The sequence below is a fragment of the Bacillus paramobilis genome (genome assembly GCF_038096195.1).
GTDB classification, from domain to species: Bacteria; Bacillota; Bacilli; order Bacillales; family Bacillaceae_G; genus Bacillus_A; species Bacillus_A mobilis.
Genome location: NZ_CP151108.1, coordinates 903,997 through 926,756, shown reverse-complemented (window position 1 = coordinate 926,756; position 22,760 = coordinate 903,997). Strand labels below are relative to the sequence as shown.

The window sequence follows — 22,760 nt, the reverse complement described above, 5'->3', positions numbered from 1 at the left end:
TTCTCATATTCTATACTTTTTTTACTGTCTTTTTACTAGTTTCGCATGCACGACTAACCTTCCTGCTTCCGGATCAAGTGCATAGTCACACGTTGAAAGTGTTACGATTTGATCACTTGCTGTCAATTTTGTATCCGTTTTGTACAGTGACTTTTCTTGAATTTTCTCCAAAAATGAGGTGTATTCCGTATCACTGCTAAAATCCGTTTCAATGTAATAAAAATCAGTTGTTGTTGTATACACCGAGAACACTTCAAGATCATATCCTTCAAATAATGTATCGTAATATAATTTACGATGCGACATGAAGAAATCTTCATCTAACATTTTCTTTAGACTTCCAAACATAGAACCATCTTTCATACGGTGACCATATAAAATAGTATTTCGATTTTGAGATTTCACATCATTACGATAGTCCATAAAGATGCTTCCTGCTCTCATATCTTCACCTTTATAATTACGAAATAAATAGTAATCATTGTCTTTCGCTTGAACGATTGGATAATTAATTTGTGTATCATCCATCGTAACCCATCCAACTATTTCTTGGTTAATTTGCTGCAGAGCTTTGAACTGTTTACGCACTTCCCCGTCTTGTGATTGCTCTTCCATCGGACTTTTTTCATAAATGTTTTGTGCTTCGGCCATTACTTTACGATTTTCATAGTAATCCATGAAAATATCACCTAATTCATATACTGAATAGAAAAAGGTACCTAAAAAAACAACTGTAAGTATTCGTTGAAAAAAAGAATTCTTCTTCCGTTCTTTTTTACTACTCAAATTATCACCTCAAAACGGATTGTTCGTATATTTAAATACCCATTGGGACCATATACAACCCTGTATCTTCATCTTGCTTTACAACGACATCTACACCGTATATCGTCTTTATCATACTTTCTGTCACAACATCATCCGGCTTACCTTTCGTAACAATTTCGCCGTCTTTCATAACGATGATATGATCACTATAGCGAATAGCCTGATTAATATCGTGTAATACCATAACAATCGTCAATCCATGTACTTCATTTAACTCTTTTACTAGCTCTAATATTTCAAGTTGATAATAAATATCTAAATATGTTGTCGGTTCATCTAAAAAGAGCATTGGTGTTTTCTGAGCTAACGTCATGGCAATCCAAACACGTTGTCTTTCTCCACCAGATAAAGCATGAATCTCTTTATCACGTTTACTTAGCAAATTCGTACATGCTAAAGCCCTTTCGATCGCCTCTCTATCTTCATCAGTTTGCGAAGAAAAGATATTTTTATGAGGCATACGACCAAAACTTGTTAATTTCTCAACCGTCATATCTGCCGGTGCTTCATTTTGTTGATGAACAACGGCTAACTTTCTAGCAAACTCTTTCGGTTTATATTGGGTAATCGCCTTCCCATCCAGTATTACCTCTCCGCTACGAGGATCGTGATTTCTTGACATCACGCCAAGTAATGTCGATTTCCCGCAACCGTTCGGACCAATAATTGTTGTAATTTTACCAAGCTCTATTTCACTACTAACCGACTTTAATCGATCCGTTACATTATCATACGAAAAGGTTACATTTTTAATTTCCATGAACTTTATCACTCTTTCTAAGCAAGAATATTAAGAATGGACCACCAATAACTGCCATAATCGTCGCCGCTGGAATTTCGTTAGGTGGCACAATTAACCTTCCAATCGTATCCGCCGTCAAAATTAACAACGCTCCTGCAAGAGCAGAAAATGGAATTAATACTTTATGATCTGAACCGACTAATTGTCTTGAAATGTGCGGAACGAGCAATCCTACGAAAGCAATAACTCCTGCAATCGCTGTTGATACTGCCGCTAAAAGTACTGCAATAGCAGAAATAATAAGGCGAACTCTCGTTACGTGCAAGCCTAAGTTTTTCGCAGTCTTATCTTGTAGCGATAATAAGTTACACCAAGCTCCTACAAACAGAGCAAGAATAAGACCAATTGTTCCATACGTAACCATTATTTCTACATCGCCCCACGTCTTCATCGTTATGTTAGAAGTCGTCGTTTGCTTAATACTCTTAATGAAGTATCCGCAAATCGTAATGAACGATTCATTTAATCCAGTGAACATCGCATTAATAGCTATACCAACTAAAATAATGCGAAGTGGACTTAACCCTGACTTCCACGAAAATGCATAAACGAGATAACATGCGAACGCACCACCTAAAAAGGCGAATACTGGTGTCCAGAAAAAGAATTGCGGGAATAACGTAATAATAACAAGTGTCATAAAACTTGCTCCTGAAGAAATACCGATCACTCCAGCATCAGCAAGTGGATTTTTCATAACAGCTTGAAACAGCACACCTGAAACGGCCAGAGCTGCTCCAGTAAATAGTGCAATAATAATACGCGGGAAACGTAAATCTTTAATCACTTCAACATCTTCATTCCCCCCTGTAAATATCCCTTGCACAAGCTCAACAATACCTATTTCTAAACTCCCTTTCATCGCTGACAATGATGTCATAACAATAAGCAATGCAGTAACAATGAGGAAACTCCAAGTTTTTTTATTCATTCCACTCTTCCTTTATATTAAAATGCATCACGGATACATCATTTTTTTCAATTCATCTAACGCTTCAATTGCTGCTAAATTACCTGTCGTCCCAAATAAGCGCTCTTCTAAATCATAAACACGGTTATTTTTAACTGCAGCGAAATGTTTCCAAATATCATTTGTTTTAAATTCTTTATCAAACATTTTCACAACTTCATCAGGCATACCATGAGCTGCTCGTAAAATAATATCTGGATCTGCTTTTTTTAAGTACTCTGTATTAGAGGCTAAATACTCTACTTGCTCACCTTGTACAATGTTTTTACCACCTAATTGTTTCACTAAATCTCCAATATAAGAATGCTCTGTTGCTACTAAATAACTCCCCGGTACACCTAATAAAATAAGCACTGTCGGTTCTTTCTTTCCCTTTACTGCTTTTTTAATCTCTGCAACTTTGTTATCTAACTTCGTTACAACTGCTTCAGCCTGCTTTTCACGTCCATATTGCTTACCTAAATTACTAATGGAGTTTTGCATATTTTTTAAACTAGTTAAATCTACAAAGTTTGCTTTCATACCTACACCTTCAAAAACTGGCTTTAATTCATATTCAAGTGTTGTCACGGATAATACTTCTGACGGCTTTAATGATTTTACCTTTTCCATATCAGGACTCATCGGATTCCCGACTTCAGGTAAACCTTTATATCTCTTTGGTAAATCTTTCGTACTTGTTGGAACACCAACTAAATCTACTTCTAACGCATCCATAATTTCAGTAACAGCGACTGTTGTGGCAACGACTCTCTCTTTACTCTCACTCTTCACCTGTTTTGCAGCTTCTTTTTTTGGCGCCGAGCATCCAGCTATACTCACTAATAAAATGATAGCCATTAGTACACTTGCAATTTTCTTCACTCTCAATCACCACTCCTTTCCAAACAATATGAAACAAGTCTTGATGCATACGAACATGCATCAAGACTCCAAAAATTACAATCTACCTACTCTATATTTACGAACTAGTAAAGCAAGTGATCCAAACAGTAGCACCATGTATAAACCTAGTTGTGCTGTATCTGCCGTTTTTGAGTTTTTCTCTTTTTTCGGATCATTTTTTTGACCTTCTTTTTTCTTCTTATCATCTGCATTTCGGTTAAAATCAGGATTATCTACTTTTTTTACATTATCTACTTTCGGTGTAATCACTGGATTGTTCGGATCATTTTTCGGATCTTTTTTTGGATCCTCTTTAATCGTTCCTAACCCCCCAATATTATTTGTATCAAATTGAATTTGGACATCGTAGAAATGATGGTAGTTCATTTCGTTGATATCAACTTTTACTTTTGCATTTAATTTTGCAAATAAATCACTTACTTCAAATTGCACTACTCTCGTATTTGCATTTGTATCTTCACTTACTACTTTCGCATCAGCAAAAAGACTGTTATTTTCCGTTTGGAATTTTGTAATCCATGCACTATTTTTTAACGTCATCTCAATGTACTTTTTACCATCTTTCACGATTAATTTTGCTGGATGTACAGTATAGTCATGCATCTTTGAAAGCTCATTTGTTTTATCTTTTAACACTTTAAATGGAATATCATATTCACCATCTACTAAATTTTTGGGATCAACTATTACTTTTGGTTGATTATTTCCGCCTTGGTTGTTGTTTCCACCTTGGTTATCGTTTCCGCCCTGATTGTTATTTCCATCTTGGTTGTTATTTCCGCCTTGGTTGTCGTTTCCACCTTGGTTGTCGTTTCCACCTTGGTTATCATTTCCGCCTTGATTACCTAAAGCTTTAATACTATTTTCATCAAATACAAATTGAACATCGTAGAAATGGTGATAATTCATTGCATCAATATCTACTTTTACTTTTGCATTTAATTTTTTCGATAAATCATCTACTTCTAACTCTACTACTTTTGTATTTTTCTCTTTATTCTCACTTAAGACTTTTGCGTTAACAAAAGAACCATTCTTCTCAAACTCAAATTTTGTAATCCATGCACTATTCGTTAATGTAAACGATACATACTTCTTGCCATCTTTCACTTTTAGTACAGCTGGACTCTTTGTATATGTGTTCATCATTGAAATTTCTTCTGTTTTATCTTTTAGAACTTTAAAACCAATACTGTATTCACCATCTTTAAGGGCTTTTGGATCAATGGTTGTGTTGTTGCCTTGGTTGTTGTTTCCGCCTTGGTTATCGTTTCCGCCTTGGTTGTCGTTTCCGCCTTGGTTATCGTTTCCGCCTTGGTTATCGTTTCCGCCTTGGTTATCGTTTCCGCCTTGGTTATCGTTTCCGCCTTGGTTATCGTTTCCGCCTTGGTTATCGTTTCCGCCTTGATTATCGTTTCCGCCTTGATTGTCTAACGGTTTAACGCTATCTTTATCAAATGCGAATTGAATGTCGTAGAAATGATGATAATTCATTGAATCGATATCTACTTTTACTTTTGCATTTAACTTTTTAGATAAATCATCTACTTCTACTTCCACTACGCGTGTATCAGCTTTTTTATCTTCACTTAATACACTCGCATCAACGAACGAACCATTTTTCTCAAATTCAAACTTTGTAATCCATGCACTATTCGTTAATGTGAATGATACATATTTTTTACCATCTTTCACCTTTAACACGCCCGGACTCTTCGTATACGTGTTCATCATTGAAATTTCTTCTGTTTGATCTTTTAAAGCTTTGAAACTGATGCTGTATTCGCCATCTTTCATTGTTTCAACATTCGGCTTCTCTACTTCTGGTTTCTCTACCTCTGGCTTTTTATCTCCATCTGGTTGCTTTTCTTCGTTCTTAATTGGCTCAAGTTTATCTTGATTAAATTGAAGTTGTAATTCATGCGTTTGTTTATAATTTTGTGATGCCACTTCAATAAATACTTTTGTATTCAACTTTTTAGATAAACTGTCTACTTCAAATTCTACTACTCTTGTATTTTTCTCTTTATCTTCACTTACTACTTTCGCATCAACAAATGAACCATCTTTTTCTGTTTGGAAATTTTTAATTGATGCGTTATCTGTTAATGTTACAGTCGCTTTTTTCTTACCGTTTTCTACTTTTAATACTGCTGGACTTATTAGCTTGTCTTTCATTCTAGATTCTTCATCTGTCTTATCTTTTAATACTTTAAATGGAATGCTGTACTCTCCATCTTTAATTGTTTCAACTTCTGGTTTTTCTACTTCCGGCTTTTTATCTCCATCCGGTTGTTTTTCTTCATTTTTAATTTGTTCAAGTTTATCTTGTTCAAATAAAAGCTGTACATTATGTGTTTGCTTGTAACCTTGTGATGCCACTTCAATAAATACTTTTGTATTTATTTTTTTAGATAAATCGTCCACTTCAAACTCTACTACTCTTGTATCTTTTTCTTTATCTTCACTCACTACTTTTGCATCAACAAATGCGCCATCTTTTTCCGTTTGGAAATTTTTAATTAATGAGCTACTTGTTAGTGTTACAATTGCCTTTTTCTTACCGTTTTCTACTTTTAATACTCCTGGATTTACCATGTAAGTATTCATCTTAGATTCTTCATCTGTTTGATCTTTTAACACTTTAAATGGAATACTATAATTCCCATCGTTAATTGTGTTAGAATTGGGTTGTTGATCTGGGTCAGGCTTTTGGTCGGGCTTCTGACTTGGATCCGGTTTTTCATTTGGATCTGGCTTATTTGCTGGATCCTCTTTTTCATTTGGTTTTTCTACATGAATCGGTGTAATACTATTTTGATCAAATGCAATACGCACATCATAGTCATGATGATAACTTAAAAAGTCTATGTCTACTTTTACTTTCGCATTTAATACTTTCTCTACATCGTCCACTTCAAATTCTACTACTCGTGTATCTTTTTCTTTATCTTCACTAATTACATTTGTCGCAACAAACTGGCCACTTTTTTCTGTTTCAAACTTCGTAATCCATGAACTATGTTCTAACGTAAAGGATACCTTCTTCTTCCCATCCTTTACTTTTAAAGTTCCTGGACTTACAGAGTATTGATTCATCATAGATTCTTCATCTGATGTATCCTTAAGAACTTTGAAACCGATTGAATATTCACCGTCAGCTAGTTGGCTTGCTGCTTGAACTGCAAGAGGTTGTAATGTTGATACGAATGTAAATATCATTAAACACATCGCAACAACAATTTTAAGATATCTATTCAATGGGATAACGCTCCTTTATTTAGTTTTGACGTACTTTACGAATTAAGAAAACACCTGAAATAAGAATTAACACTGCAAATAATCCGATGCGTGCTTCATCGCCTGTTTTTGGGTTATCTGTTTTTTCAGCTTTACCACTTTCATTTGTTCCTTTGTTCGCCTCTTTATTTGTTTCTTTATTCTCTTCTTTCTTCACTTCTTCTTTTACTTTTGTATCTGTTTTTGTCTGATCATTATTCTTTGTTGCAGCAGTTACTTTATTTTCTCCACCTACCGCTTTTACATTTGCATCAAACGCAAAGCGAATTGTGTAGTTATGGTCATAATTTACGTTAGGTACAACAACATGAATTTTTGCAGCTGCTGGCTTAGATAAATCGTCTATTTTAAACTCTACAGTTCTTTTATCTGCTGATTCATCTTTACTAACAACTTTTGCATCAACAAAGTTCCCGTTCTCTGGTGCTTTAAATTCTGTAATCCAAGCACTATGATTCATCGGAATTTGTACTCTCATCTCACCATTTTTCACAATTAACTTAGCTGGTTTTTCAAAATAATCATTTGCCATTGAAGCTGAATCATTTTCTGCTTTTTGTATGACATAGTTAATATCATAAGTACCGTCAGCTACATTTGCCGAAGCTTGTCCAAATGGCACTACGAAAAAAGCTAGCATACATACGAATGTCATAATAAAAGCGGGTAATACAGAAATCTTTCTCATTTGGCTTACTTCCTCCTTGTTTATCTTTCATCCATACTTTTTTGAAAATGATAATTATTCTCAATTTATGAGAAAAAAATAATAATCCTCTATTCTATCATTATTTAATTGTAATTTATTTATGTAATATAGATATTATTGATTATCATTCTCACTACGTGTTAAAAATAATATCCCTCCCTATTCCTTATAAAGAGCGATTTACATTTTAACATAAGTCCCTATTTCTTTTGGTGATTATCATTCTCAATGAAGGTCAAAAAAAATAAAACTAACCATTCTCCTACTCTATCACCTCTATCTACAAAATGATATCGTTATAGAAAACCTTAAACCTTTCACTCCTCACTTTCCTTCCAATATTTCCACAACTAAGTCAATCTTAGCCTAATGCTAATTTTTTTGTCAACTATATTACGTATAAAATTTTTAATATCTAAATTTCCCTATATGCAATTTTCCCTACAAAAAAAGAGGCTTTCTATGAAAGAAAGCCTCTTTTCGCTATTTTTCTACAGCAACTTCTTGCTTTTGAAATAAAGAAACTACATATCCAATTGCAATTCCAATGATACCCGGAACTAGCCAACCAATCCCTACACTATATAATGGAATCTTATCTAAGATAGGAGCAAGGGCCGCTACTTGAAGATTTGCATTATGCAATCCATCAAAGAAGCTAATTGCAAATGAACCTACAATACCGCCTACATACATCGCTAATGGAAGACGAATATAGTTTTCAACAATTGATAATACAATCAGTACGATACCAATTGGATAAATTGCAATTAAAATCGGTAATGCTAATGCGTTTAACTGAGTTAACCCAAGGTTTGCTACCATAAATGCTAATACACAGAAAATGAAAACGACCTTTTGATAAGAAAGCTTTGGTAATAAGGAAGAAAAATATTCCCCACAAGCTGCAACAATACCTACAGAAGTTGTTAAACATGCTGCTGTAATTGCGATTCCTAGTAATAGAGTGCCGTAACTACCAAATAAATGATTTACAACGTTTGTTAAAATAATTCCTCCGTTTGCCCCCATTCCAAGAGATACACTAGAAGCTCCAAGGTAAGCAAGCGCTAAATAAACAAGTAGTAAACCAAGCGCTGCAATAAACCCTGCAAAGATTGTTACTTTTGCAATGCTGTTCTTATTTGTAACACCTTTTGCTTTTAACGCATTAATAACAACATTTCCGAAAACAAGTGCTGCAAGTCCATCTAAAGTTAAATATCCATCAATAAAACCTTTAAAGAGCGGAGCACTATATGCTTCTGTCGGTGCACCAAATTCTCCAATTGGTGTAATAAGTGCTTTACCTACGATAATTGCAATAACAGCTAATAAAATCGGAGTTAATACTTTACCGATGCGGCCCACTAATTTCGATGGGTTTAAAGCTAAATAGAAAGTTACGGCAAAGAAAATGAATGTAAAGATAACAAGTGGATACGATTGACCAGCTATCTCACTTGGTAAAAATGGTGCAACACTCATTTCATAAGCAACAGTTCCTGTACGCGGCACACTTACGAATACGCCTAAACATAAATAGATTGCAGTAATAAAAACAAGTGCGAATACAGGGTGTACACGTCCCGCTAGCTCATTAATATCTCCCTTTAGAGCTATAACAATAACTCCTAATAAAGGCAATCCAACACCTGTTACGATAAAACCAAACAACGCAATCCATACATCTGTTCCAGCACCTTGTCCTAACGCTGGCGGAAAAATCATATTACCTGCACCGAAAAATAGTGCAAATAACATTAAACTTATTGCAAACATCTCAGAAAACTTTAAAGATGATTTCATTTCTACTAACCTCCTAAATGATTTATTGACAAAATATTCTGAATCAAAATCCGTCATATGTCCTCTTTCAAGCATACTTCCCCGTAAAAGAACGCAAAAAACACCCGTCCCTAACAAAGGGACGAGTGTTGAAATCGTGGTTCCACCCTTATTCTAATAAAATGAATTTATAGCAAAATAAGCTCATTTTATAGCTCGTGTAAATTGATAACGGTTTTATCCGCCAAGAATTACAATGCATCAAGCAGTTCACTCTTGAAGTTTAGAGGTGGTAAGTTTGTCTTTCCGTATTAGGAAGCTCACAGCCTAGGCTTCCCTCTCTGAGAATCGTCAAAAACAACTCATGTCCTCATCATTACTTTTATAAAATATCTTGTCGAAACTTGTTGTTTTTTATTATATGGGCTATTTTTTAAAAAATCAATAGTTTTATTTTTTCTGACAAAAAAATATAGGGAGAAAATTTTCCCTCCCTATAACTGCCCTATTAATATTTCTAATTCCTCAGATGTAACGCTCCGCCATTTTCCCACTTCTAGATTATCTAGTTCTATATTCATAATACGAACTCGCTTTAGCTTTGTTACAGTAAACCCGAAAGCACGGCTCATTCTACGAATTTGTCTGTTCATTCCTTGCGTTAAAACGATGCGAAATGTAGATTGATCCACTCTCGTCACTTTACATGGTTTCGTCATTCCATCTTTAATCTTTACACCGCTGGACATTTCATTAATAAACCAATCTGTAAACGGCTTCTCGACAGTAACAACATATTCTTTCTCGTGCTCATGATCACCATGTAAAATTTGATGGGCAATGGCGCCATCATTCGTTAATAAAATAAGTCCTTCCGATGCTTTATCTAATCGTCCCACAGGAAAAATTCGTTCTGGATAATTAATATAGTCAATAATATTATCTTCAATATGATCGGCTGCTGTACAAGTAATGCCAACTGGTTTATGAAAGGCAATATACACCTTTTCTTTCTCTTCCTTTGCAATAACCTGTCCATCAATTGTTACAACATCACCATCGCTCACAAGTGCACCGTGCGTACATATTTCACCGTTAATAGCCACGCGTCCTGCTTTAATGAGACGGTCTGTTTCGCGTCTTGAGCAAGATTTTGCTTCGCTTATGTATTGGTTGATTTTCATAGCTTATTCCTTTTCCTATATATTAAAAGCGTCAATCTATGGCAATATCACTCTGCCACGATTGACGCTCTTTTACTTCGCAAAAACAACTAAATAAATAACCCCAATCACCAAAAATATTCCACAACAAGCTAACAATACTTTTGCAAGTTTGTCCATAAACATATAATGGTTTCCCCTTTGTTTCGTTGTTTTCTATTTTAATTCGACAACTGTTACGCCTAGGCCTCCCTCGCCCATGTCACCGTAACGGTAATTCTTCACACCGCGATGCTTCTTCAAGTAATCTTGTACACCTTGGCGAAGTGCTCCTGTTCCTTTACCGTGAATGATTGATACACGAGGATAGCTTGCAAGCTGTGCATCGTCTAAATATTTTTCAACGCGCATCATTGCATCTTCATAACGTTCACCGCGAAGATCAAGTTCCAATGAAACGTGATAATCTCTACCCTTCACACTTGCAACTGCTTTTTTCTCAGTTTGCTTCGGTGTATTAATGTATTCCATATTGGATTCTTTCACTTTCATCTTCAGAATACCAATTTGTACGCTCCACTCTGTATCACTTACCTTTTCAAGTAATTGACCTTTTTGACCGAACGTTAATACTTTTACTTCATCGCCTGCACGTAATTGTTGTTTTGGCGCTGTGTTTTTCACGTTTACTTTTTGTTTCTTCACAAGCTCTGGCGCCGCACCTTCTAGACGGCTCTTCGCTTCAATAAGCTCATGGTCTTTCACGTTCACAAGCTGTGCTTTACGCAATTGACGAAGTTCTTGAATAATGCCTTCTGCTTCTTTCTTTGCAGCTTCGACTTTTTCTTCCCCTTCTTTTTGCGCTTTTAATAATTTTTCATCGCGCTCATCATTAAATTCAATAATTTGACGCTGTAATTCGCGATGCAGTTTTTCAGATTGCTTGCGAAGTGCTTCTGCTTCGTTCCAGTCACGCTCTGCGTTCTTTTGACTTTCTTCTAACTTCGCAATCATATTTTCAATTTTGTTTGTATCTGTACTAATGTGGTTACGAGCTTGATCAATCACGCGATCAGATAAGCCAAGACGCTTCGAAATTTCAAAGGCATTACTACGTCCTGGTACACCGATCAATAATTTATACGTTGGGCTTAATGTATTCACGTCGAACTCAACGCTCGCATTAATAACTTGCTCACGGTTATATCCGTATGCTTTTAATTCTGGGTAATGCGTCGTAGCAACAACGCGAGCACCACGATTACATACTTCATCTAAAATTGAAATTGCTAGTGCAGCCCCTTCTTGCGGGTCTGTTCCAGCACCTAATTCATCGAATAAAACTAAGCTTTCAAAATCAGCTTTTTCTAAAATATCAACAATGTTCACCATATGTGAGGAGAACGTACTTAAACTTTGTTCAATCGATTGCTCATCACCGATATCAGCAAAGATATTTTTAAATACACAAATCTCTGACTCATCCATTACTGGAATGTGAAGACCCGATTGCGCCATTAATACACAAATACCAACTGTTTTCAGCGTAACTGTTTTACCACCTGTATTCGGTCCTGTAATAACAATTGTCGTGAAATCTTTACCTAACATAATGTTATTTGGCACGATAATTTCTGGATCAATAAGCGGATGACGCGCTTGTCTTAAATCCATATAGCGCTCGTTATTTACGATTGGCTTCGTTGCTTTAATACGCTTCGCATAAAAAGCTTTCGCAAAAATGAAGTCAAGATTCGCAACTACTTCTACGTTAGATAAAACAATATCCGCTTCTACTGCCACTTCTTCTGTTAACATTAATAAAATGCGTTCAATTTCTTGTTTTTCTTTCACTCGTGCTTCTTGAAGCGCATTATTTAACTCTACAATGACTTGTGGTTCAATAAATAACGTTTGTCCAGAAGCTGATTGATCGTGAACAATACCGCCATATACACCGCGGTATTCTTGTTTTACTGGGATTACGTAACGTTCGTTACGAATCGTTACAATCGCGTCAGATAGCATCTTTTGCGCGTTTGAAGAACGCGTCATACTTTCTAACTTTTCACGAATACGGCTTTCCGCAGTACGAATTTGAGTACGAATACCGCGTAGTTTATCACTTGCGCTATCGACTACTTCTCCGCCGTCACCGATGCAATTTGTAATTTTCTTTTCTAAATCATATAAAGATACAATTTGAGCGACATGAGTTGCTAAAATTGGCAACTCGACACCATTATCAACCATATCTTCAATGAAACGTTTCATATTGCGACTACCGTACATCGTATTGGCAATATCAAGTAGTTCATTTGGGCTTAACATACTTCCAATCTTTGCACGCTTCACATTTGAGCGAATATCCGTAATACCACCTAATGGTGCATTACCTTTTAAACGAATGACTTTCGCTGCTTCATCCGTTGTATCTTGCATTTCTACAATTTCTTCAAAATCAGTGCTCGGCACTAAATGTTTCACTTTATCACGGCCAAGTGAAGAGGCTGTATGTTCAAGTAATTGTTCTTTTACTTTATTATATTCTAATACACGCAACGTTCTTTCTAACATGTTGCAGGTCCCCCTTGTGTTACTTATTACGTTTAATATAATCTAATAAACGTTCAATATCCCACGTGTTAATCACGTTATCTTTTTGAATCCAACCTTTACGTGCTGCTGCTACACCGGTTTCCATATCTTCTAACATTTCAAGCGTATGAGCATCCGTATTAATCGCTACTTTTACACCAGCATCTTGTGCTTGTTTTAATAATTTCGCGCTTAAATCTAGACGGTTTGGATTCGCATTTAATTCTAAAACTGTATTTGTTTCTTTTGCGAGTTCGATTAATAAATCTGTATCTACATCATAGCCTGCGCGTCGCCCAAGAAGACGTCCTGTCGGATGCGCAATCATTGTGACATGCTTATTCTCTAGCGCAGTGCGAAGACGTTTCATAATCGTTTCACGGTCTTGTGAGAAGCTAGAGTGAATCGCTCCAATAACATAATCTAATTCTGCTAATACTTCATCATCAAAATCAAGTGTTGCATCCGGTAAAATATCCATTTCAATTCCGCGTAAAATTGTAATGTCTGGATACTTTTCGTTCATGCGTTCAATTTCTTTCGCTTGTTCACGAAGGCGCTCTTTCGTTAAACCGTTCGCTACTTTTAAGTATTGAGAGTGGTCGGTAATTGCCATAAATTTATAACCACGAGCACGACATGCCTGTACCATTTCCTCAATTGAAAAAGCACCGTCACTCCATGTTGTATGCATATGTAAATCACCTTGTATATCAGAGAATTGAATTAAGTTTGGATACTCTTTAATTAATTCAATTTCTTTTCCATCTTCACGCACTTCTGGCGGGATAAATGGAAGACCGAAATGAGCGAAGAACTCCTCTTCTGTTTCAAATGTTCTCACTTCACCTGTTTCTAAGTTTTCTACACCGTACTCGCTAATTTTCTCGCCTCTATCTTTCGCGATTTGACGCATTTTTACGTTATGGTCTTTTGATCCTGTGAAATGGTGAAGAGTTGTAATAAATTCTTCTGGTTTTACTAAACGGAAATCGATTGAAATATCATACTCATATTGAAGACGAACAGAAACTTTCGTATCTCCACTTGCGATTACTTCAATCATATTATCGAATTGCAGTAAATGCTCACGTACTGCAGCTGGTTCTGACGTTGCAATGATAAAGTCTAAATCTTTCACCGTTTCACGAACGCGGCGCAAACTACCAGCGCGAGAGAAACGAATTACTTCAGCAATATTCGACAATTTCTCCTCTATTTCCCCGGCAATAGGCAATACCATCGCGATTGGTAAACGCTCTGGACGAGATCCTACTTGATCGATTGCTTCTAATATTTTCTCTTCTGTCTTCTTACCGAAACCTGCTAAAGCTTGTACTTTATTTTCCTCACAAACCGCTTTTAACGATTCCATATCAACAACACCAAGTTCTTTATATAACTTAGCTACCTTTTTACCACCAAGGCCTGGCAATTTTAATAACGGCAATAAGCTACTTGGCACTTCTTGTTCAAGCTCTTGTAATACTTCAGATGTTCCCGATTCTATATATTCTTGAATAACTGCTGCTGTTCCTTTTCCAATGCCCGGAATCTTCGTGAAATCTTCAATCTCAGAAAGACTACGATCATCACTTTCTAGTGCTGCTGCCGCTTTACGAAATGCAGATATTTTAAATGGATTCGCGCCCTTTAGTTCCATAAACAGGCCGATTGTCTCTAATAATTTAATAACTTGTTTTTTATTTACTTTCATCATTACCCCGCCTTTCTTTCATAGAAAAAAACTCCTCTTTCCGAAAAAAGAGAAGTTATACTCTGCTACCTGTCTGCCATAGTTCCTTCACCTTTTCAGAGAGAATCGGTGTATCGTCTACAATTATTTTGCTAATTGATGATTTTTGTAATGGTGTTTGTAGTTGTTCAATCGGAAGAATGTTTCCAATGATAATTAACACAAACAAAATAATATATACTTCTAAAAATCCGAGGATTGCCCCCGCGAACGCATTGACTTGCTTTAAAACCGGTATTTCTGCAAACATATTTAACAAATTACCAAGTAATGAAAGTGCAATTTTTGTAATAATAAACAATATGATAAACGCAAGCGCTTGATAAAATACTGTCTCAATATTATTTGCATCAATCCATTCTGGAACAGATACGTTTTTATCAAATGGATACGGAATAAATTTCGCAAGTGCTGGCGCTAAATCTTTACAGTACCAGTATGCAACAAGGTATGCGATAATAAAGCTTGTTAACTTTACAAGTTGCAGAATAAACCCTCTGCGTAAGCCGAGGAAAAATCCCATAACAAGCAGTAAAATGATAATAATATCAATCATGTTATTCCATTCCTTTTTTTGTCATACTTTCTTTCAATTTCTCATGTTCTTCTTTTAATTTTATGTAATCGTGTATGACGTTTACCGCCGTCAATACCGCTAGTCTACTCGTGTCAAGCGAAGGATTCTTGGCATTGAGTTCGCGCATTTTATCATCCACAATCGCTGCTACCATGCGGATATGACTTGTACTTTCATCGCCAACAACTGAATATTGTTGACCATAGATTTCTACATTAATTCGACTTTTCTTTCCCTTTTGTTGTGACAACTCACCGGCCTCCAATCACGTACAGAATCCTAAAGTTTATCATACCATGAACCATCATATTATGGAAACAGAAAGAACAATCCGATATGATAAAAATAACAATATAAAAAAAGGGGCGACCACTATGTCAAATTCTATCGTAATTCAAACAAATTCTACAGTAATTGAAGACATGAAACAACAATATAAACAATCGCTTAGCCCGAAGATTCCACAAGGCGGAATCTTCATGGCAAAGGTGCCATCTTGCACAATTACAGCGTATAAATCTGGAAAAGTAATGTTCCAAGGTGGACGTGCTGAAGCAGAAGCTTCTCGTTGGCAAACTGTCTCTCAAACACCGAAAACAGCTGTAAAAAAATCTGTCGATTCACACCGTTATGCACCGCCTGCTTCCATCGGTACAATGTCTATCGTAGGTTCAGATGAAGTTGGTACTGGCGATTTCTTCGGACCGATGACAGTAGTTGCTGTATATGTGGATGCGAAGCAAATTCCACTTTTAAAAGAACTTGGTGTAAAAGACTCTAAAAACTTAAATGACGATCAAATTTCTGCCATTGCGAAACAACTTCTACACGTTGTTCCTTACAGCTCTCTTGTCCTTCATAACGAAAAATATAATGAGCTATTTGATAAAGGAAACAACCAAGGTAAGTTAAAAGCTTTACTACATAATAAAGCTATTACAAACTTATTAGCAAAAATCGCACCTACAAAACCTGAAGGCGTCTTAATCGATCAATTCACACAACCTGATACATACTACAAATATTTAGCAAAACAAAAACAGGTACAGCGTGAAAATGTTTACTTCGCGACGAAAGGCGAAAGTGTCCATTTAGCAGTAGCCGCTGCTTCCATTTTAGCCCGTTACTCATTCGTAAAACAGTTTGACGAACTAAGCAAGAAAGCTGGTATGCCGCTTCCAAAAGGTGCCGGTAAACAAGTTGATATCGCAGCCGCTAAATTAATCCAAAGGCTTGGCAAAGAAAGATTACCCGAGTTTGTGAAACTGCATTTTGCTAATACGGAGAAGGCGTTTCGCTTATTAAAAAAATAACTAATTTTTAGTATCGACATGATTTGCATGAACTAAACAAGGCGAAAAGAATTGAATTCTTTTCGCCTTTTATGGATGATATATTATTTTCGGCAGCCCCTTCTCCATACAGTCACGCCAATTTCTTTTTAAAAATGGAATAACCCATAATAACCCGACTCCTAAAAAGAGCAATGCTGTGATAATTCCAATTGTTATACCCATAGGAGCAGTAGATACACTGGTAGATTCAGATGGATTAGAAATAATAATAACGTCTTTTATTACTACTAATACATTGGATATCATATGTACAATAATCGGCAAAACAAGGCTTTTAGATTTTATATACAATAAACACATAACTATTCCAAAAAGAATAGCACTAAATGTTGCTTGCAAATGCAATATACCAAATATAATCGAGGAGATTATTACACTCGTTTTTATACTAAATTTCAAATGTAACTTACTCAATAAATATCCACGGAACAGTATTTCTTCAGCAATAGGTGCAAAAAATGCCACCCCAATACACCGAATCCACACTTGTAATACATCTGCTGTTTCTTTCGTTTTTGCAATACTTGAAGTAGCTAATTCCCCGGAACTAAAACTCAATATTAGAACGCCCAGCGCCATAAGGCAACCTAGTTGAAATACCAATAACATTACAACTGGCATAACAACCATTCTAGTAGATATTACAGATGGTTTTGCGAAAAACGTCCTCTGAAAATTTATACCATGCTTTCTGCAATATTTATAAAAGAATAAAACTGGGATAACATACAAAACAGTGAGCAAACCAATTTCCTGTTTTAACGCCATAGATGCTCCATGAAACAACGGTAATCTAATTAAGCATTCCATAAGGAAAAATCCAGCTAATAAGTATAGTAGCATATAACGAAATTTCAATATAAACAATGCATTGTTTGTCAAAGTATTACTCCCTCTCCTCAATCATATAAACATCCTCAAACCACTTTTTACTTCATCATAACATATAAAATTTACAAAAAAACCCTATTTTTGTTATAATCTAAATATACAGAATTAAGTTACAACAACGGAGGAGATTCCCATTGCTACTTCTACAAATGATTCTAAATATTTTACTAGGCGATCCCCACGAAAGACAATTCGAAATTAGGGAAAATATTCAATTACTAAGTGAGCAAAAGGAGTTCCAAAATTTGATTGAAAGATATGGTCGATCTTTCTTATTAAACTTTCGCATTCGAAGATTTATCGGGAAACACGATGCCCGCTTGTTAATACATAATCCAGCAAAGCTACAACACTTCTGTGAGGAACTTGAATTTATGATTAGAAGAAAAGGATTGTTTACATAAGGAGGGAATTCATATGAACGCTGCAAAAGTTAAAAAGTTATTATATGTTTTCGTACACCTCGTGGGCCCACTTTCTTTCCTCACTATTTCTATCATTTGGGGAGCTTTTTTCACTACTAAATCCACATTCGAAAATATATCTGATAATCTTGGTGTGATGGCCATCTACTACGTGCTCATGAGCTTACTATGGTTTTTCTATTTAGATCGATTAGACAAAGATGTAGATAAGATTACAAAAGAGATTAATGATAATAAAGTGAAACTTTAATCAGTGGGGGGGTTCATCCCCCCACTGATTATTAGCCCTCACCAATCGGACTTTAATGGGCAGCCCGACCCCCGCCTAACTTCTTTACTTTCGCTGAATTTTGAGATGGGGGTCTTACTGCCCATTAAAGCGGGATAAGATGTAATACATATAAAAAAGCGAGAGGAAATCCTCTCGCTTTTTTTCATATTTTAGAATTCAGAAGAACCTGGAGTTCTTGGGAATGGAATTACGTCACGGATGTTAGCCATGCCAGTGATGTACATTAGGAAGCGCTCGAAACCTAGGCCGAATCCAGCGTGTTTTGTACCGCCGTATTTTCTAAGTTCTAAGTACCACCAGTAGTCCTCTTCGTTCATACCTAGTTCTTTAATTCTGTCTACTAAAACGTCCATTCTTTCTTCACGTTGGCTTCCGCCGATTAACTCGCCGATGCCAGGAACTAGAAGGTCAGTAGCAGCTACTGTTTTTCCATCTTCATTCATACGCATGTAGAACGCTTTAATGTCTTTTGGATAGTCAGTTACGAATACAGGGCGTTTGAAGATTTCTTCTGATAAGTATCTTTCGTGCTCTGTTTGTAAGTCAATACCCCATTCTACTGGGTATTTAAATTCAGCACCTGATTCTTGAAGTACTTTAATTGCTTCTGTATAAGTGATGCGACCGAAGTCAGAGTTGATCACGTTGTTCATGCGCTCTAGAACTGTTTTATCAACGAAGCTGTTGAAAAATTCCATTTCTTCTGGTGCATGCTCTAGTACGTATTTCATTGCATATTTCAGCATATCTTCTGTAAGATCCATTACGTCGCCTAATTCAGCGAATGCAATCTCCGGCTCAACCATCCAGAACTCAGCCGCGTGGCGAGTTGTGTTAGAGTTTTCTGCACGGAATGTAGGTCCGAATGTGTATACGTCACGGAATGCTAATGCATAAGCTTCAGCGTTCAGCTGTCCACTTACTGTTAAGTTTGTTTCTTTGCCGAAGAAGTCTTTTGATTCATCAACTTGTCCGTCTTCACCTTTTGGTACGTTGTTTAAATCTTGCGTTGTTACGCGGAACATTTCGCCTGCACCCTCTGTATCACTACCAGTGATGATTGGTGTGTGAACATGTACGAATCCACGCTCTTGGAAGAACTGGTGAATCGCAAATGCTGCGACAGAACGTACACGGAACGTTGCAGAGAATGCATTTGTTCTTGGGCGTAAGTGAGCGATTGTACGTAAGTATTCAAACGTGTGACGTTTCTTTTGAAGTGGGTAATCAGAATCTGATAAGCCCTCGATATCAATTTTTTCTGCTTTAATTTCAAATGGTTGCTTCGCTCCAGGCGTTGCAATTACTTTACCTTCTACTTTAACTGAAGAACTAAGTGGAAGCTTTGCAATTTCTTTGAAGTTTTCTAACTCTGTATCGAAAACGATTTGAACGCTTTTGAAGAAGCTACCGTCGTTTAATTCGATGAAACCAAATGCTTTTGAATCACGTAAGTTACGAATCCACCCTGATACTTGTACTGTTTGACCTGCGTATTTATCTGTATCTCTATACAGACTTTTTACTAATGTGTTTTCCATAGTGAAATTCTCCTTTGCACATATATTTAAATACAAAAAAACCTTTCATCCATAAAGGGACGAAAGGTTAAACTTCGCGGTACCACCCAATTTGTCATAAAGACCAACTTTAACTCGTATGTAATACATACTTCCCGGTTTGTAACAGGCCGGATTCCCGTCTAAGTCTACTCTTGAATACAAGATTCAATTTCGGTTAGCAACTCCAAGGTGTTCTTCACATATACCGCCTCATCAGGCTCTCACCGTCCCTGACTCGCTTTGGATTATAGTATATACTACTTTTCCTTATCATCGTCTTTCATTTTGTTAAACTAAAATTAATGTACTACATTCGAGAGAAAGATGCAAGATACCTTGATATTTATCGGCGATTTTTATCATATATCGACAATCGTGCCATAAAAAAATTGCCGGAATGAATCCGGCAATTTCTCATTACTTACGTAACTCCGCACCAAATTTCTCTTCTACCGTTGTTAATACACGGTTATGTGCTTCTGTTACCTCTTCGTCTGTTAACGTACGTTCTGCATCGAAGTAAGTCATAGAGAATGCAAGTGATTTCTTGCCTTCTTCCATTTTTTCACCTTCGTATAAGTCGAATAGTGTTACGTCTTTCAGAAGTTCTCCGCCAGCTTCAGCAATAACTTGCTTCATTTCGCCAGCTTTTGTTTCTTTCGTTACGACAACAGCCATATCACGTGTCATAGATGGGAAACGTGGAATTGCTGCGTAGTAAGTTTCTTCAGCATCTGCACCGAATACTTTTACAAGAGATAGTTCGAATACGAATGTATTTTTCACATCTAATTGTTTTTCTGCTTCTGGGTGCAATTGACCGATGAAACCAATTACTTCGCCATCTAATACGATGTCAGCTGTACGACCTGGGTGCATACCTTCACGTTTTGCTGGTGCATAAGTGATTTGGTTTGCAACGCCAAGTACGTCAAATAATCCTTCTAGTACACCCTTCACAACGAAGAAGTCTACTACTTTTTTCTCACCTTGCCATGCATGGTGAAGAGCAAGACCTGTCATAACACCTGCAAGATGTTGTTCTTCTTTCGGAAGTTCTCCTGCTTCTGTTGGTAAGAAGATAGAACCTACTTCGTATAAAGCTACACTGTCGTTTTTACGTGCAACATTGTATGAAACTGCTTCTAACAATTGTGGCACTAGGCTTAAACGAAGTTGGCTACGTTCTTCACTCATTGGAAGTGCAAGATTTACAGGCGCCTTTTCGTTTGGCTCAACCATATATTGTTTCGCTTTGTCAGCACTTGTTAACGAATACGTGATTGCTTCATATAAACCAGCACCTTCTAAGAAGCGACGTACTTTACGACGTTTCGTTTGTGCTGATGTTAATTTACCACGTGTCATTGTTCCAGAAGGTAATGTAACTGGAATGTGGTCATAACCGTATAGGCGACCTACTTCTTCTACTAAGTCTTCTGAAATTGTAATATCAGGACGACGTGCCGGTACATTTATATGGAATGTTCCTTCTACTTCTGTGAATGGGAACTTCAAGTTTGTGAACATTGTACCCATTTCACTTGCAGAAATATTTGTACCTAATACACGGTTTACTTTTTCAGCAGTAACAGATACTGTATGCTCTTGTACTTGTAAGTTATCAGCTTCCACTACACCTTCAAGTGCTTCTCCGCCAGCGTATTTCGCCATTAAAGCAGCTGCGTGTTGAATTGCTTCAAATGTACGTGTTGGATCGATTCCTTTTTCAAAACGTGCACTTGATTCACTACGAAGACCTAAGTCTTTTGATGTACGGCGTACTGTTTGACCTGCAAAGTATGCAGACTCGATTAAAACGTTCACTGTCTCATTTGTAACTTCAGAATCCGCTCCGCCCATTACACCAGCAACAGCTAAAGCTTTTGTTCCGTTTGTAATTACAAGGTGGTGGCTTTGTAACGTACGCTCTTGATCATCTAACGTTTCAATTTTTTCGCCTTCTTTTGCAAGACGAACAACGATTTCTTTTGAACCTAATTTATCGTAATCGAATGCATGTAACGGTTGGCCGTATTCCATTAAAATGTAGTTTGTAATATCAACTACATTGCTAATTGGACGAATGCCAGCTGCCATAAGGCGCGTTTGCATCCACATTGGTGATGGACCAATCTTTACGTTCTTCACCATTTTTGCAATATATAATGGGTTTTCTTCTTTCGCTTCTACACTTACAGAAATGTAATCAGAAGTTTTTTCTGTTGCTTCTTGTAAGCTGATAGCTGGAAGTTTTACTTCACGACCATAAATAGCAGCGACTTCATATGCAACACCTAACATGTTTAAGCAATCTGCACGGTTTGGTGTTAAACCAAGCTCAAGTACTTCGTCATGTAAGTTTAAAATTTCAAGTGCATCTGCACCAACTTCAGCGTCACTTGGGAAGATGAAGATACCGTCTGCGTATTCTTTCGCAACTAGTTTCCCATCAATACCAAGCTCTTGAAGAGCACAAACCATACCGTGAGAAGCTTCACCACGTAGTTTTGCTTTTTTAATTTTGAAGTTGCCAGGAAGTACAGCTCCAACTTTTGCAACTGGTACTTTTAAACCTTTTGCAATGTTAGCAGCTCCACAAATAATTTGAACTGGCTCTTCTTCACCGATATCGATTAAGCATTTGCTTAATTTATCAGCTTCTGGGTGTTTTTCACATTCTAATACGTGACCAACTACAACACCTTTTACACCTTTATTTAATACTTCAACACCTTCTACTTCAATACCACTTTTCGTGATTTTGTCTGCTAGTTCTTGTGCTGTTACATCTTTAATATCTACATACTCTTGTAACCAACGATATGATACGAACAT

Annotated in this window: 18 protein-coding genes and 2 other annotated features; of the genes, 3 read left to right on the top strand and 15 right to left on the bottom strand. The window is 36.6% G+C overall.

The genetic code is table 11. The features are described from left to right. Window positions 1-21 precede the first annotated feature (21 nt). From srtB to zapA, 12 genes are all read right to left on the bottom strand, one after another. Window positions 22-786, bottom strand: a complete 765-nt coding sequence (srtB, locus tag AABL52_RS04815; protein ID WP_000095597.1) for a class B sortase — start codon at window positions 784-786, stop codon at window positions 22-24. A gap of 31 nt (window positions 787-817) precedes the next feature. Continuing rightward, window positions 818-1,588, bottom strand: a complete 771-nt coding sequence (locus tag AABL52_RS04810; RefSeq protein WP_097844319.1) for an ABC transporter ATP-binding protein — start codon at window positions 1,586-1,588, stop codon at window positions 818-820. Beyond that, on the bottom strand, window positions 1,578-2,561 hold the full coding sequence (locus AABL52_RS04805; RefSeq protein ID WP_001036828.1) for a FecCD family ABC transporter permease: 984 nt from the start codon (window positions 2,559-2,561) through the stop codon (window positions 1,578-1,580). Before AABL52_RS04805 ends, AABL52_RS04810 begins: the two co-directional genes overlap by 11 nt. Window positions 2,562-2,588: 27 nt before the next feature. Next, window positions 2,589-3,470 carry a heme ABC transporter substrate-binding protein IsdE gene (isdE, locus tag AABL52_RS04800; protein ID WP_341518994.1) on the bottom strand — a complete coding sequence of 294 codons (882 nt, stop codon included), beginning with the start codon at window positions 3,468-3,470 and terminating at the stop codon, window positions 2,589-2,591. Window positions 3,471-3,539: 69 nt separating this feature from the next. Next, window positions 3,540-6,737 carry an NEAT domain-containing protein gene (locus AABL52_RS04795; protein ID WP_341519693.1) on the bottom strand — a complete coding sequence of 1,066 codons (3,198 nt, stop codon included), beginning with the start codon at window positions 6,735-6,737 and terminating at the stop codon, window positions 3,540-3,542. A 49-nt stretch (window positions 6,738-6,786) separates the two neighbouring features. Continuing rightward, window positions 6,787-7,494 carry a heme uptake protein IsdC gene (gene isdC / locus AABL52_RS04790; RefSeq protein WP_341518993.1) on the bottom strand — a complete coding sequence of 236 codons (708 nt, stop codon included), beginning with the start codon at window positions 7,492-7,494 and terminating at the stop codon, window positions 6,787-6,789. A gap of 504 nt (window positions 7,495-7,998) precedes the next feature. Further along, window positions 7,999-9,324 (bottom strand): branched-chain amino acid transport system II carrier protein BrnQ6, encoded by a 1,326-nt coding sequence (brnQ6, locus tag AABL52_RS04785; RefSeq protein ID WP_120450912.1) that lies wholly within the window; start codon window positions 9,322-9,324, stop codon window positions 7,999-8,001. A gap of 114 nt (window positions 9,325-9,438) precedes the next feature. After that, window positions 9,439-9,689 (bottom strand) — a binding site (T-box leader). A gap of 108 nt (window positions 9,690-9,797) precedes the next feature. Further along, entirely contained in the window at window positions 9,798-10,487 is a 690-nt protein-coding gene (locus AABL52_RS04780) for a 23S rRNA pseudouridine(2604) synthase RluF (protein WP_341518992.1), read from the bottom strand. A 195-nt stretch (window positions 10,488-10,682) separates the two neighbouring features. Further along, window positions 10,683-13,043 (bottom strand): endonuclease MutS2, encoded by a 2,361-nt coding sequence (locus tag AABL52_RS04775; protein WP_341518991.1) that lies wholly within the window; start codon window positions 13,041-13,043, stop codon window positions 10,683-10,685. Window positions 13,044-13,062: 19 nt separating this feature from the next. Further along, window positions 13,063-14,781, bottom strand: coding sequence for a DNA polymerase/3'-5' exonuclease PolX (gene polX / locus AABL52_RS04770; protein ID WP_000867554.1), 1,719 nt, complete (start codon window positions 14,779-14,781; stop codon window positions 13,063-13,065). A gap of 55 nt (window positions 14,782-14,836) precedes the next feature. Beyond that, entirely contained in the window at window positions 14,837-15,376 is a 540-nt protein-coding gene (locus AABL52_RS04765) for a CvpA family protein (RefSeq protein ID WP_000565407.1), read from the bottom strand. A gap of 1 nt (window position 15,377) precedes the next feature. Further along, window positions 15,378-15,647: a cell division protein ZapA gene (gene zapA, locus AABL52_RS04760; RefSeq protein WP_000082701.1), complete on the bottom strand. Its 270-nt coding sequence runs from the start codon at window positions 15,645-15,647 to the stop codon at window positions 15,378-15,380. A gap of 124 nt (window positions 15,648-15,771) precedes the next feature. Here zapA and rnhC point away from each other — a divergent pair, with 124 nt between their 5' ends. Next, on the top strand, window positions 15,772-16,710 hold the full coding sequence (gene rnhC, locus AABL52_RS04755; protein WP_341518990.1) for a ribonuclease HIII: 939 nt from the start codon (window positions 15,772-15,774) through the stop codon (window positions 16,708-16,710). A gap of 69 nt (window positions 16,711-16,779) precedes the next feature. Here the strand turns inward: rnhC and AABL52_RS04750 are convergent, their stop codons facing one another. Continuing rightward, a complete protein-coding gene (locus tag AABL52_RS04750) occupies window positions 16,780-17,634 on the bottom strand; it encodes a CPBP family intramembrane glutamic endopeptidase (RefSeq protein ID WP_341518989.1) in 855 nt (284 codons plus the stop codon). Between the two features lie 143 nt (window positions 17,635-17,777). Here AABL52_RS04750 and AABL52_RS04745 point away from each other — a divergent pair, with 143 nt between their 5' ends. Both AABL52_RS04745 and AABL52_RS04740 read left to right on the top strand, forming a co-directional pair. Continuing rightward, window positions 17,778-18,047, top strand: a complete 270-nt coding sequence (locus tag AABL52_RS04745; RefSeq protein WP_341518988.1) for a hypothetical protein — start codon at window positions 17,778-17,780, stop codon at window positions 18,045-18,047. A gap of 13 nt (window positions 18,048-18,060) precedes the next feature. Continuing rightward, a complete protein-coding gene (locus AABL52_RS04740) occupies window positions 18,061-18,318 on the top strand; it encodes a hypothetical protein (RefSeq protein WP_341518987.1) in 258 nt (85 codons plus the stop codon). Window positions 18,319-18,509: 191 nt separating this feature from the next. Here AABL52_RS04740 and asnS read toward each other — a convergent pair whose 3' ends face one another. Continuing rightward, entirely contained in the window at window positions 18,510-19,901 is a 1,392-nt protein-coding gene (asnS, locus tag AABL52_RS04735) for an asparagine--tRNA ligase (protein WP_341518986.1), read from the bottom strand. A 52-nt stretch (window positions 19,902-19,953) separates the two neighbouring features. Next, window positions 19,954-20,205: a binding site (T-box leader), on the bottom strand. A gap of 134 nt (window positions 20,206-20,339) precedes the next feature. Then, the gene (pheT, locus tag AABL52_RS04730; RefSeq protein WP_098872325.1) at window positions 20,340-22,760 is read right to left on the bottom strand and encodes a phenylalanine--tRNA ligase subunit beta; all 2,421 of its coding nucleotides are present in this window, start codon (window positions 22,758-22,760) and stop codon (window positions 20,340-20,342) included.